Here is a 14841-nt window from a genome sequence, read left to right on the forward strand (position 1 = left end):
GCTTAAATTTACCATGTGGCATATTTGCCCAACAAACAAAAGATTATGAAAACAACAACTGTATTGATATTCATTATATTTTTCTCGCAAATGGCAAATGCCCAACAAAACAATGAATCGTATGAAACATTATGGAAAAAGATTCAGAAATATGAAAACGAGGGACTCACAAAATCTGCTTTAGGAGTTGCTGAAACTATATCTGAAAAAGCGAAAAAAGAAAAAAACAGTCCGCAAATAGTAAAATCCTTATTGTTTATTTCTAAATATGCGTTAACACTAGAAGAAGATGCGCAATTAAAAATTATTTCTGATTTTAAAACAGAAATCGCCAATACTACATCGCCAACCAAAAATTTACTAGAGAGCTACTTGGCTAATTTATATTGGCAGTATTACCAACAAAATAGATATCAATTTTACAATAGAACTGATACAGATGTAAAAGTAGATGCTACAGATTTTAGAACTTGGGATCTAAATACACTTTTTTACGAGATTAGCACCCATTTTGACGCTTCTTTACAGAACAATACAGTATTACAAAAAACACCGGTTTCTGACTATTACGAAATTCTGAACACGCAAAAAGGCTCCTCAAATTACAGACCTACATTGTTTGATTTACTTGCCAATACAGCACTTAATTTTTATAAGACTGATGAAAACAGTATTACAAGACCGGCAGATAAGTTTGAAATAGATTCACCCGAAATTTTATGCGAAGGGTATCAATTTATAAATCAAAAAATTAGCACCAATGACAAAACTTCCTTACAAGCAAAAGCGATAAAGGTCTATCAAGATTTATTAAAATTTCACAGCATAAATAAAGCTTCCGATGCTTATGTTACGGTAGATATTGAACGATTACAGTTTATTAAAAACAATGCCACTTTTGACAATAAAAATGAGTTTTATCAAAACATATTAAGTAATTCTGCAGCGAGTATAAAAGAAAATAAAAATTGGGGGCTTTATCAATACGAAATTGCACAATTATATCATGAATTAGGCAATAGCTACCAACCAAAATCAAATGAAGAATATCGTTGGAAGCAAAAAGAAGCTATCGAATTATGCGATAAAATAATTAGTGCTTTCCCTAAGAGCGATGGCGCTGAAAAGTGCAAGGTTCTAAAGGCTTCAATTTTAGCCAAAAGTGTTGACCTCACCAATGAACATTATATACCTACCAATGCTCCGTCTCGTTTATTAGTAACTTACAAAAACATAGAAAATATTAGTATCACCGCATTCCACTTAAGTAAAAATCAGTTTACAGAACTTCAAAAATTATATCCAGCCGATAAAAAATTGGATTTTATAAAAAAATTGAAGGTTGCAAAAAAATGGAATGCTACTTTAAAAAATGAAAATGATTATCAAAGCCATACCACAGAAATTCTTCTTCCAGAATTAAATAATGGTTATTATTTATTGGTTGCACAACCAGATCTTTTAAACGAAAATTCGTTTTCTTTTAGCCCTATTCAGGTTACCAACCTAGTGCTAACAGAAACTCAGACAAATGAAACACACACTTTTCAAGTAATCGATAGAAATAATGGTAAGCCAATTTCTGATGCTAAAGTAAATCTTAATTACAGAATTGATTACGACAATAATTATTTAAATAAAACCTTTGCTACAGACAAAAATGGGCAAGTTATCATTCAGAAATCAACAAAAAACTGGACTGACATTACGGCTGAAGTTAAAGCGAATAACGAAGTAGCTTTTTTTGGTGAGTTTTACATCAATAGAGATTATTCATCTTATAATCAACAAAAAAATAACATAAGTTATTCTTGTTTTCTATTTACGGATCGAAGTATTTACAGACCTGGGCAACCGCTTTATTTTAAAGGTATTGCCATTTCTAAACAAGAAAATAATAGCAATGTATTACCTAATACGGAAGTTGAAGTGCAATTATTCGATGCCAATTACCAAGAAGTTAGCTCACAGCGCTTAAAAACCAATGAATACGGTTCTTTTTCTGGAGAATTCATGCTTCCTTCTAATGGACTAACAGGAGGATTTAGCTTACAAGTAAAATCTAAACAAGTTGCTATAAACGGCACCACCTATTTTTCAGTCGAAGAATATAAAAGACCCAAATTCGAAGCTAATTTTACCCCTATTACAGAAACGTTTAGAGTAAATGACACCATTACCGTAAGCGGAAAAGCTATTGCATACGCAGGTAGTGCTATTTCTGATGCCAAAGTTAGTTACCGCGTAAAACGTGTGGTTTATTTTCCAAGATGGTACTACTGGTACAGATCTTATTTTAACAGTACTCCACAAGAAATAACTTTTGGCGAAACTACTACGGATGATGCTGGAAATTTTCAAGTAACATTTAATGCTATTCCTGATACCAAAACTTCGGCGAAAGACCTTCCAACTTTTAGTTATGAAGTTTCCGCCGATATAACCGATATTAATGGTGAAACGCATAGCACAACTACCACAGTAAATGTAGGTTACCATACTTTAAACGCAAATATTTCGGCATCAGAATTGATTAATAAAGATGCGAATGAAAATAAATTGCACATTAGCACAACCAACTTAAACGGACAGTTTGTTCCCACCCAAGGGACAATAAAAATTTATAAATTGGTAGCACCAACATTGGTTTTAAGACCACGACCTTGGACTGCTCCAGATTATGATAGTTTTGGTAAGGAAAAATTCAAAGCTCTTTTTCCACATGATGCTTATGGAAGTGAGCATGATGTAAATACATGGGAAAAAGGAAAACTGGTTTGGGAGTCGAATTTCGACACAAAAAAAGAGGATGTTATTTCATTTCCAGACATGAAAAAATGGGAATCCGGCGCCTATACTATAGAATTGGCAGCGGAAGATAAATTTGGCCAGCTAGTGCAAGACAGAGCACAAACAAATTTATTTAGCGATTTGGATAAAAGCTTAGCCGATAATCAGCTCTTTAGTATTCAAACAGATAAAACTAGTTATGCTATTGGTGATAAAGCAAAAGTAGTATTTAAATCTGCAGGCCAAGATTTGAATGTTACAGTAACCATTGAAAAGAATCATAAGATTATTGACACTCAAATAATTCGTTTATCTAATGATTCAAAAACAATTACCATCCCTGTGAACAAAGAAGATTTAGGAGGTTTTGCTGTAAATTATAGCTATGCCGCATACAATTCTTTTGCTTCAGGTTCTGTTCAACTATCGGTGCCTTACCCAGTTACAGATTTACAGATTGAAACCCTAACCTTTAGAGATAAATTACAACCTGGAACAGATGAAACCTGGTCATTTAAAATAAAAGGGCCTAAAGGCGATAAAGTAGCTGCAGAACTATTGGCTAGTATGTATGATGCTTCTTTAGATGCTTTTCAAGGGCATCACTGGAATTTTAGTCCGCTATATAAGCCTACCTACTATTCCAACCGCTATAGCAATGCCAATCAAAGTTTTGGAATTATTTCGTTTAACAATTATATGCATTTTAATAATGGATATAGCTATACACCACAGTATTTCGATTCCTTCAATTGGTTTGGATTTAATTTTGGTTATGAAAATTATCGCTATGCAACACGGAAAATGTCTGGCGTAATAATGTCCGTTGAAGCAGAAGCGGTAATGGAAGTCGCTGCCGATGATGCTGATTTCGCTTTCGCTTCTGGCGCACCTGCTCCTGAATTGAAAAAAGAGAAAAGTGATTCTATTTTGAATAAACCAAAGGATACATCAAAAGAAGCTGATTTTAGCGAGGTACAAATTCGTAAAAACTTACAGGAAACAGCCTTTTTCTTTCCAGATTTACATACCGATAAAGAAGGAAACGTTTCGTTCAGCTTTACAACACCAGAGGCATTAACTCAATGGAAATTACAGCTTTTAGCCCATACAAAAACACTTGAAAGCGCAACTACAACCTATACAACGGTCACTCAAAAAGAGTTGATGGTTTTGCCTAATGTGCCTAGATTTTTACGTGAAGGTGATGCTATAGTTGTAAGTAGTAAAATTGCTAACTTAACAGATAAACGTTTGTCTGGACAAGCAAAATTAGTGTTAACAGATGGTCTAACGAATGAAGATATCACAGCAACTATAACTTCTCAGATTCAGAAAGAATTTACTGTAGATGCTACGGGCAATACACAAGTTTCTTGGACACTTAACATTCCAAAAGGACTACAAGCAGTACAGTATCAAATTTTAGCTAAAGCTGGAAGTTTTAGTGATGGAGAACAAAACTTTTGGCCTGTTTTAACTAACAGAATGTTGGTAACAGAATCACTACCAATGTGGGTTCGAAGCAATCAGACTAAAACATTCTCTCTTGACAAATTAAAAAACAATAGCTCTAAAACACTTAGCAATCATAAACTAACCTTAGAAATAACGTCTAACCCAGCTTGGTATGCTGTGCAAGCACTCCCCTATTTAATGGAATATCCATACGAGTGTAATGAACAAACCTTCTCTAGGTACTATGCTAATACATTGGCAAGCTACATTGCAAATAGCAATCCTAAAATCCAAGAAGTGTTTAAACAATGGGCAAATTCTGATGCATTATTAAGCAATCTTGAAAAAAACCAAGAGTTAAAATCCTTATTAATTCAAGAAACACCTTGGTTACGTGATGCACAATCAGAAACAGAACAAAAAAAGCGAATTGCGCTGCTTTTTAATTTGAATAAAATGAAAAGTGAGCAAGAAGCTGCTTTAAATATATTACAGCAAAACCAGCTATCTAACGGGGCATGGTCTTGGTTTGCTGGCGGCAGAGAAAACAGATATATTACCCAGCATATTGTTACTGGATTAGGGCATTTGAATAAACTTACAACCGCTCCGCAAAAAGCGCAATTAGTGGGTGAGCAAAATCAAAGCCAAAATCAAATGATTGAAAATGCAATCTCTTATTTAGATGATGCTTTTGTATCGGAATATGAATACATGAAAAAGCATACTAAAAACATAAATAATGATCAATTAAGTTACACTCAAGTGCATTACTTATATATGCGTAGCTTTTTCCCATCCATAAAAAAATCTAAAAAAGTTAATGATATAACTGCATACTACAAAGGCCAGATTCAGAAATATTGGAATGCTAGAAATTTATATAGCAAAGGTATGTTAGCCTTGATTATGCATAGAATGGACGATGCTAAAACAGCTAACAAGATTTTAAAATCGTTAGAAGAAAATAGCATTACTAGTGAAGAATTGGGAATGTATTGGAAAGAGAATACGAGTTCATGGTATTGGTATCAAGCACCTATTGAAACTCAAGCTTTATTAATTGAGGCTTTTTCTGAAATTCAACAAAAGGTTGAAACCATAGATAATCTTAAAATTTGGTTGTTAAAAAACAAACAAACCAATCAATGGAAAACCACCAAAGCTACCACAGAAGCTGTTTACGCATTATTGCTTCAAGGGCGTAGTTGGTTGTCCGTAACCGATGCTGTTGATGTGCTTATTGGTGGAGAAAAAATAGCCCCTAAAAAACTAGAGAATGTAAAAATTGAAGCTGGTACAGGTTATTATAAAACTTCATGGAATACCAACGAAATAACTCCGAAGATGGGTGACGTTCAAATAAGCAAAAAAGGTGAAGGCATTGCTTGGGGTGCATTATACTGGCAGTATTTTGAAGATTTAGACAAAATAACTGCTGCCGAAACTCCTTTAAAATTAAAGAAAAAACTTTTCCTTAAAAAGAACACTTCCACCGGTGAGCAAATATCAGAAATAACGAATACTACGCATTTAAAAGTTGGCGATTTAGTTCGAGTTCGTATTGAATTACGATCAGATCGCGATATGGAATTTATTCACATGAAAGATATGCGTGCTGCAGGGTTTGAACCTATCAACGTTTTCTCGCAATATAAATGGCAAGATGGTTTAAGCTATTACGAAAGCACCAAAGATGCTAGTACAAACTTTTTCTTTGATTATCTACCAAAAGGTGTTTACGTATTTGAGTATGATTTAAGGGTGAATAATGCAGGTGATTTCAGTAACGGAATCACCACAATTCAAAGCATGTATGCTCCAGAATTTACCAGCCATAGTGAAGGAATTCGGGTTAAAGTGAGAGAATAATAATTCTATCGAGAACCATTCTAGAATCTAATGGTTCTCGATATTTTTTTGCATCATTCCATGTCGCAATAACAGATAAACTAACATCCTGTTTTACCACAATAATTAAAAATTGTGTAATTCTTTATACTACCAAAGGCGTTTTACATAACACTTTAAATTATAAAAGTAAAGTTCCCTCAATAAAAAGGGCTGTTCCCTAATTCTTGGTTTTTAATGGTAAACTATACATGTAGCTTTAAGGTATAATCTTAAAACCACGTATTATGAAAAATTCCATTAGCATTACCGTTAAAAAACCATGTTCAGAGAAATTTACTAACTTTAGTACAACAGACAATGGTGCATTTTGTTCCTCTTGTGAAAAAGAGGTAATAGATTTTACCACCATGTCGCAGACTGAAATTTTAAAGTTTTTATCTAAGAATAGCGCAACTACTTGCGGCAGATTTAAAACATCACAACTAGGAACCATTTCAGATCAACAAAATTATAATACGATGCAAAATTTTATTACTAAAGGAATCGGAGCACTGAGTTTTTCATTAGTATCCTTGTGTGCAATTTCAAGCCTAGAGGCACAAGAATTAGCTATAAATTCTAATGTTCAGACTGAAATTACTGCAACACCAATTGCTAACATCAATGAAGTGCAACAACAAAATAACTACAAGATAACAGGCACTGTTTTAGATGAAGAAAACATTCCTCTCCCTGGCGTATCTATTGTGCTCAAAGGCACTGCAGAAGGGGTCTCTACAGATATGGATGGTAAGTTTGAATTTCCTAGAACATTGGAAGCGAATAATGTTTTGGTTTTTAGCTATATTGGCTATGACACCAAAGAATATAAGATTGTAACTAGTGAAAAAGACACACAAGACATAACCATACAATTTAAATCTAGTGATATTGAATTAATGGGAGAAGTAGTTATTGAAGGACCTTTTAAATCTAAAAAAAACATTTTTCAAAGGTTTGCTGCCATCTTTAAATAATGAAATATCTTCTCCTCCTTTTTATATGTTGCAGCCTTTTAGGTTACGGACAACAAAGCGATTTTAAATCTATTAATTTTAACAAGGCGGATAGCATTGCTTTGAAATACAAAGGAGCAAGTTTAAAAAATTTACCGGTACTAACCCATAAATTAACTACACATTTGGCAACCGATGTTGAAAAATTCAGAGCTATTTATACATGGGTTAGTACTAATATTGAGAATGATTATAATTCTTACGTAAAAACAAAAAAGTATAGATCCAAATTTTCAAAAGATAGAGCCGCATTTCTTGAGTGGAATTACAACTATACTCCTGAAGTTTTTAAAAACCTTGTAGCGAATAAAAAAACTGCCTGTACTGGTTATGCTTATTTAATAAGAGAAATGGCAATTTTGGCAAATATTGAATGTGAAATTGTTGATGGTTATGGTAGAACAGCCACCGTTTCCTTATCCAAGGATAGCCAGCCAAATCACTCTTGGAACGCCGTAAAGCTAAATAATATTTGGTATTTATGCGATGCAACTTGGTCTGCTGGAAAAATTCTGCTAGATGACGGTATCCCTAAATTTAAAAGCGAATACTATGATGGTTATTTTTTAGGAGCTCCTGAATTATTTATCAAAAATCACTATCCATTGCAAAGCAAATGGTCCTTACTTAAAAACACTCCAACTTTTGCAGAATTTATAAGTGGTCCTTTGGTATATAAAGAGGCATATAATTGGAATATGGCACCAATTTATCCCGAATGCATGTATTTGGCAACTACTAAAAATGAGTCATTAACTTTCAATTTACAGATGCTGAACAATGAATTTCTTGAAAATCTGAGTCTTACTTTGAATTCAAAAACTAGTAAAGAAGAGGTGAAAATCGAAACAAATACAAATAACAAAACCTGCTCTTTAACCTATAGCTTTGAAAAAACAGGGTTGTATGATGTGCACTTAAGAATAAATGAAGACATCATAGCTACATATGTAGTAAAGGTGAAAAGAAACAAATAATATGTTTGTAAATATGACAATAATGTTCTCAGAATGTATGCTATCTACAAACTCATACGATCTTTAAAAATATACGATTGTCTTCTGGAAACCTCAACCTCTTCACCATTATTCATGGTTAACTTTAACTTACCATTAAACCAAGGTACGACATTTTTAATGTGATTCATATTGATTATCTGTTGACGGTTTACCCTAAAAAAGCTCTTCTCAGGTAATTTTTCTTCAACTTGATTTAACGATTTATACAACATAGGGCGCTGATCTTGAAAAAATACTCGTGAGTAGTTCCCCACAATTTCAAAAAGTATAATATCACCTATTTTCACAAGCCAACATTTTTCACCGTCTTTAATAAATATTTGACTGCTTTCTGTAAGTTGCTCTGTTTTAATTGCGGTTTCTTCTCCAGAAATAGTTACTTTTTCTTTCACCTTTTCAATGGCTTGTGAAAAACGTTTTTCATTAATGGGTTTCAATAAATAATCTAAGGCATTATACTCGAAAGACTTAATGGCGTATTCATCAAAAGCTGTGGTAAAAACAGTAATTGGCACTTCATCTAACATTTCTAAAAGTTCAAACCCATCTTTCTCTGGCATGTTAATATCGAGCAAAAGCAGCTCTGGTTTGGTCTTATTAATTAATTCAAAACCATCATCAACATTTTCGGCTTCACCTACCAATTCTAACTCTGGATGCTGTTTTAATAATTCTTTTATTTCATTTCTCGCCAAACGAGAATCTTCAACAATCACTGTTTTTATTTTTTTCATGTCAGTGGTATTTTAATTGTTGCTACAACTTCTTCATTAACTTCGTTCAATGAAAATTCGCCTTTGCCTCCGTAGAGCAATCGCAATCGCTGCTTAATATTTTTTATCCCCAATTTGGTAGAATTCTCATCGATACGTAACGAGCCTGTATTGCTGACTATAATTTGAAGTTCATTAGCTACAATAATAGTTTTTAAACGTATTATTCCACCACTTTTAAGGTTTGATATACCATGCTTTGCTGCGTTCTCGACCAATAACTGAATAATCATTGGAGGAATCATAATAGTTTCTGTTCCTGCACTAATTTCTTTTTCATATTGTAATCTATCTTCCATTTGAATTTTAGATAAGGCAATATAGTTGTCCACCATTTCTATTTCTTCACTTAAGGCAATAGCATCTACTGTATTTTTAGATAGCGCATATTGCAACATTTCAGATAGTTTGGTGATCATTTCACTAGATTTATCTACATCTTCCAACATTAAACCTCTAATATTATTAAGGCTATTAAACATAAAATGTGGATTAACTTGCCCTTTTAAAGTATTTAGTTGCGCGTCTTTTAATGTGGCGCTTAATTCTAAATTATCCAATCTATTTTTATTGGCATTCATTATAAATTTTACGGCAATATAAATCACGGTCCATCCTAAGATGGTGATGGCACTGTTTATAACACTTGTTATATATGAGAAATGTTCCTTGTAAAATGCTATTTCGCCTGGTGTGCGTTTCCAAATTTTAGCGTACAAAAAATCTGAACCCATGAAAACAAAATAATACACCGTAGTACACAATATAAAAGCAACCAGAATTTTAATAAAATGCTGATTAGTAAATCGCTCAAAATCTATGATTTTTTTTAAATAAAGTCTATATATAGCGGTTATAATAATACTAAAAATAGTAGCGGTAAAAAACGAGTATAATTTATATTCTTGACTTATTTCAGGAATAACAAACACCATAGCATTTATCATTGACCACCCCACAAACTGGAACAACCAAAATAATAAATTAGCATGTTTATCTTGAAAATCCATATTATGCAATTGCCTTTTTTATTGGGTTAATTGGTAGTAGCACTGTTAAGGTATTTTTATCAATTTCATAATTGGCCATAAAACTTGCATTTGCGCCATAAAGCAACTTAAGTCGTTGTTTTAAGGTATTCTCCAAAACTTGTCTTGGTTTGCTAATAAGGGCTTTAGCATTGTGTATAAGTGCTATTCTCAAGCTGTCATTTTTAATTTCAGTACCTAAAAATATTTCGCCTCCTTCTTTAGAATTCAGCACGCCAAATCTTGTAGCCAATTCTATTAAATTTGTCAATAGTAATGGTGGTATTTGCAATTGTAATGTTTCTGGTGCAATTTCAAAATTCATTTTTAGTCGCTCTCTACCCTCTATTTCTAATATTGCTATGTAGTTTTTGGCTATTTCTAATTCTTCCGATAAAGCCACAGCATTAATATTGTTTTTAGTGAGTGAATATCGCAGCATTTCAGAAAGAGTCGTTAACATAGCCCTAGATTTGGAAACATCCTCCAACATTAATCCTTTAATATTATTTAATGAACTAAAAATAAATTGCGGATTTATATGTCCCTTTAAAGTATTTAGCTGTGCCTGTCTTACTTGATCTTTAAGTTTTAATCGGTTTAAACGCTCATCATTAGATTGCCGTAACAATTTAATAATGTAGTAAAAAATGGTCCATCCAGTAACAATAACAAAATAGACTAAATATTTTCCGAATCCAGTAGCTTCCTTAGGTTTTTTACTAAATAAATTAAAGGAATCGTCAAATAAAAGCTTGGTGAGTTTACCTATTAAATACCCAAAATAATAGGCTACTGTTGGAAAAATTAAAGTAGTAATGAGTATGGCTATAACTATTTTTAGTACAGAAAAACTATTAAACCCTTGTAATGGAACAAATTTCTTTAACACCAAGCGCAACAAAGAAGATACGCCTACAAACACAACCAAATTACCTAAAGTTAATATGAATAAGCCTATTGGCTTTTCACTTAAATTTGCAGCATAAGCAAAGAAAAATGATAATCCTCCCCAACCTAAAAGTTGCAATACCCAAAATAAGTTTTTCGATAAAAATTTAAGCATTATATAGCTATTGGATGGTACTTAACTAAGATATATATCTTGTTTTTTGGTTACAAAAATGCTTTAATAAAGACTGTTCCTTGTACAAATTTAAATGAGAAGTTTTATAAAAATTTTAAACTCATTTAAATACGAACTAATTAAGCAATTATCAAAGATATTATTATTTCTAAAATTATTTTTACTAATGCAATCATGGTTGTACTAATTTAAAATTTGTGCTAGTTGTTTGTTGTATTAAAGATATTTATTTGCGCCCGTATGATACTACGAAATATGACCAACGGTAAAAATGAATAACCGAACGGTTACTTATTTGCAAATTGTAATAAATGCTGTTGGCATCCACCACATATTTACCCCAAATGAAACTGTGGTAATTTCGTAACCTTCTCTTGATTTTTGATTTATCAACTGCTCTACATCTGCACGAAGTGTATCTGTAGACCAACAAGTACTTAATTTAATTATGGTGAAATTTTTCATTAGATAGAGTTTTTGGTTTGATTTATTTTTTCTGTGGAACTAACCTATTAATGGGCTAAATGATATAATAATTTACCTAATGCATATCCAGCCTGGTACAATGCATAACCTAGAATTATGATTGAAAAAATGACAACTTTTACGATCTCTTTTTGTTTGATACTACTTTGGTTAATTGAAACTTTCATAATGGTATATTTTAATTGTTATTTTATTACTATACTATAAATTTAGGTTGATTATCAGCGATTTAAAACCTATTTATGACCAGCGGTAAATTTTTAATTATGAGCGGAAAGAGGAAATATCACACCGTATGTAACACAAAAAAAGGGAGCCAAATGGCTCCCTTTTTACTTCACTTTTCTTGCTATTCTAAAATAGCTGCAGCATCTTCTGCACCTGCCAATTCTGCATATTGTTTAGCGGTAAATCCCATTTTTGAAGTTGCCGAAACATCGGCTCCATTCGCTATTAATAGCTTAATCATTTCTACATTATTATAACGAGCAGCATACATTAATGGTGTCATTCCGTTTACTTCAGTTTTAACCTCGATATCTGCACCAAACTCTAAAAACTTTTTTACGGTGTTAAGATCACTTTTTGCTACTGCAATGCTAATTGGAGCAACATCTTTAATAGCAGTAGTTGTAATTTTTGCTGTTTTTTCTTTTGGATTTACATTTGCATTTGCAAAGTTACTTAAGGTCATAGTTGCGATAATTCCGAATACTAAAATTGATTTTTTCATGATATAAAATTTAAATTAATTTGTTATTTGTTTTATTATTATGATATAAATTTACGCTGATTATCAGCGATTTAAAACCAATATATGACCAGCGGTAAATTTTTAATTATGAGCGGAAAGAGGAAATTATAGCTACTTTTTTAAAAACTTCACGCACAAGTAAAAACAAAAAAAAGGAGCCAATTGGCTCCTTTTAATACTATTATTTATGATCTAAAAGTTAGTCCTTGATTTGCTTAACTTCTGTTTTCTGACCTAAGTGTTTTGCATAAAAACCTAACATTGCTTCATACAATTCTATACGGTTTTCCTCTTTTGCAAAACCATGCCCTTCATCATATTTTACCATATAAGGTACATCTACTCCTTTTGCTCTTAATGCACTTACAATTTGATCCGACTCGTCAATATTTACTCTTGGATCATTAGCGCCTTGGATAACAAAAAGTGGTTTTTTAATTTTATCTATGTGAAATACCGGAGATACTTCTTCCATCACAATTTTTTCTTCCGGAATAGCTTCGTCATACCAAATTTCTTTAATAATTTTTACATAAGGCTTCCAGTATGGAGGCATAGTGTTCATGAAAGTAAAAATGTTAGACACCCCAACGTAATCTACACCACAAGCATATAAGTCTGGTGTCTTAGTTAAGCCTCTTAGAACAGCATATCCACCATGACTTCCACCATAAATTGCCGCCTTATTTTTGTCTACCCAACCTTGCTCAATAACATATTGCAAACCATCTTCTACATCATCCATAGCTTTTCTACCAATTTGCTTAAATCCGGACTCTAAAAACTCTTTACCGTAACCTCCAGATATTCTAAAATTAACCTGCAATGTTGCATAGCCTCTACTTGCAAAAAGCTGTGCTTCTGGTCCAAATCCCCAAGAATCTCTTATCCCTTGTGGTCCTCCATGTGGGTTTACAATTACTGGTACTTTCTCTCCGTTTATAGCTGCTTTTGGTAACGTTATATAGCCATGAATGGTTAAGCCATCTCTACTTTTAAAAGTAATAGGTCGCATTTCGGCCATATCCTCTTCTTTTAATTGTGGCATTAAGCTGTAAACTAACTTAAACTCATCTTTCTTAACATCATAAGAATAATAAACGCCATATAATTTATCACTGCTTACCACTAATAAATAACTATTTTCATCATCAGTAGCATCTGCAATTCCAAACTGTTTTCCAGCAAATTGCTTCTCAAATTTTTGATGTAATTTTTTGTAATATGCACTTACAGGAACAATAATAGACTTTTCCCCTTCATACTGAAAATAGTCTAATTCGTAATTACGCTTTCTAGATAATGCTAAGTTTGATACATCATAATCTTTGTTCGCAAAAACTTTCTTAATCTCTTTATTAAGTTTAAAATCATATAAAATAATTTCGGACTTATCACTGTTTAAGTTAGAAACCACATAAGCATCATCTGGATTCTCGGATGCATAGTTAAAACTTAATATAGAAAAAGCATCTTTCCAGCTTAAACTTTTAATTACTTCAAAAGCACCATCATTCTTAGCATAATACAAATCTTGTTCTACGCCATCACGTAATCTTGTAAAGGCTTTTAATTTTCCGTCTTTATCAAAATTATAGCCCATAATTGGGTTTGCTATATCTTCATTTTTATATAACTGCTCCATTTCACCAGTTACAATATTTACTTTATAAGGGTCAAAAACCTGTGGGTTATTCTTATTTAATGATATAATGATATGATCTTTATCCTCTTTTAATAATTCTAAGAAATTTGCCTGAACGCCTTCAAATGGCGTTAAATCTTTTTGATTGCTTCCGTCTAAATCCGCAGCATACAAATGATAGTTTTCGTCACCACCCTGATCCATTAAATAAACCAACCTATTATTGTTTACCCAACCATAGCCACGTATTAATTCTTCTTTTTCTTCTATTGCTCTAGTTACTTTTTCAGTAGCAATTTCTTTCACATACACATGGCGTTTTCCATTTTTATCTTTCTCCATATACGATATATACTTTCCGTTTGGAGAATAATTAAAAGAAGAAGCATTAGGCTTAGCAAAATAATCCGCAACTGAATATTTAAAATTACCACTATCGGCAGCCGCTAATGTTTTTAAGGCTTCGTCTGAACTAGGTAAGGCCGTATTTCCAGGAATCATTTTTACAGTTTTCTCCAAAACTAAAGGAAATTCCATTCCTGCTTGGTAAAAAGTACCTGAAATTTTATCACCATCAATAATACCTACATACTTAATTCCTGCTTGCTTAAAAACAATCGTTAGCTCTTTATCTACTAAAGTAGTTTCATCCATGGGCAAACCTGTTGCTCCTTGTGACGGACTATCCATAGTTGCCGATAATACATTTGCTTCTTCCGATACATTAAATAGCAATGGAACTTCCATCCCTTGCACGGCTAGTGTTCCTTTCCAGCTTCCTGTGGCATCTTGAGCAGTGGCAAATTGCATACCTAAAGCAACAAAAGCCAGCATTAAAATTGATTGAATTTTGAATTTGATTTTTTTCATGTTAGTTTATTTTAAGATTATA

Annotated in this window: 10 protein-coding genes; 3 read left to right on the top strand and 7 right to left on the bottom strand. The window is 32.6% G+C overall.

Annotated features, from left to right (window positions below):
• Window positions 1–45: 45 nt before the first annotated feature.
• The 3 genes from B8963_RS11045 (at window position 46) to B8963_RS11055 (ending at window position 8134) form a co-directional block, all read left to right on the top strand.
• Window positions 46–6120, top strand: coding sequence for an alpha-2-macroglobulin family protein (locus B8963_RS11045; RefSeq protein ID WP_084061575.1), 6075 nt, complete (start codon window positions 46–48; stop codon window positions 6118–6120).
• A 266-nt stretch (window positions 6121–6386) separates the two neighbouring features.
• Window positions 6387–7118, top strand: a complete 732-nt coding sequence (locus B8963_RS11050; protein ID WP_084061576.1) for a carboxypeptidase-like regulatory domain-containing protein — start codon at window positions 6387–6389, stop codon at window positions 7116–7118.
• Window positions 7118–8134, top strand: a complete 1017-nt coding sequence (locus tag B8963_RS11055) for a transglutaminase domain-containing protein (RefSeq protein WP_084061577.1) — start codon at window positions 7118–7120, stop codon at window positions 8132–8134. The genes B8963_RS11050 and B8963_RS11055 overlap by 1 nt, the downstream gene beginning before the upstream one ends.
• Before the next feature lie 44 nt (window positions 8135–8178).
• Here the strand turns inward: B8963_RS11055 and B8963_RS11060 are convergent, their stop codons facing one another.
• From B8963_RS11060 to B8963_RS11080, 7 genes are all read right to left on the bottom strand, one after another.
• Window positions 8179–8910, bottom strand: a complete 732-nt coding sequence (locus B8963_RS11060) for a LytR/AlgR family response regulator transcription factor (RefSeq protein WP_084061578.1) — start codon at window positions 8908–8910, stop codon at window positions 8179–8181.
• Window positions 8907–9959: a sensor histidine kinase gene (locus B8963_RS11065; protein WP_084061579.1), complete on the bottom strand. Its 1053-nt coding sequence runs from the start codon at window positions 9957–9959 to the stop codon at window positions 8907–8909. The genes B8963_RS11060 and B8963_RS11065 overlap by 4 nt, the downstream gene beginning before the upstream one ends.
• Before the next feature lies 1 nt (window position 9960).
• A complete protein-coding gene (locus B8963_RS11070; protein ID WP_084061580.1) occupies window positions 9961–11043 on the bottom strand; it encodes a sensor histidine kinase in 1083 nt (360 codons plus the stop codon).
• A gap of 312 nt (window positions 11044–11355) precedes the next feature.
• Window positions 11356–11529: a hypothetical protein gene (locus B8963_RS15955; RefSeq protein ID WP_159447293.1), complete on the bottom strand. Its 174-nt coding sequence runs from the start codon at window positions 11527–11529 to the stop codon at window positions 11356–11358.
• 47 nt (window positions 11530–11576) lie between these two features.
• Window positions 11577–11717, bottom strand: coding sequence for a hypothetical protein (locus B8963_RS15960; RefSeq protein WP_159447294.1), 141 nt, complete (start codon window positions 11715–11717; stop codon window positions 11577–11579).
• Between the two features lie 182 nt (window positions 11718–11899).
• The gene (locus tag B8963_RS11075) at window positions 11900–12283 is read right to left on the bottom strand and encodes an ankyrin repeat domain-containing protein (RefSeq protein ID WP_084061581.1); all 384 of its coding nucleotides are present in this window, start codon (window positions 12281–12283) and stop codon (window positions 11900–11902) included.
• 220 nt (window positions 12284–12503) lie between these two features.
• Complete coding sequence (locus B8963_RS11080) at window positions 12504–14819, bottom strand: S9 family peptidase (RefSeq protein WP_084061582.1); 2316 nt, start codon at window positions 14817–14819, stop codon at window positions 12504–12506.
• Between the last annotated feature and the right edge of the window lie 22 nt (window positions 14820–14841).

This window comes from Cellulophaga tyrosinoxydans, assembly GCF_900176415.1.
Taxonomy (GTDB): domain Bacteria; phylum Bacteroidota; class Bacteroidia; order Flavobacteriales; family Flavobacteriaceae; genus Cellulophaga; species Cellulophaga tyrosinoxydans.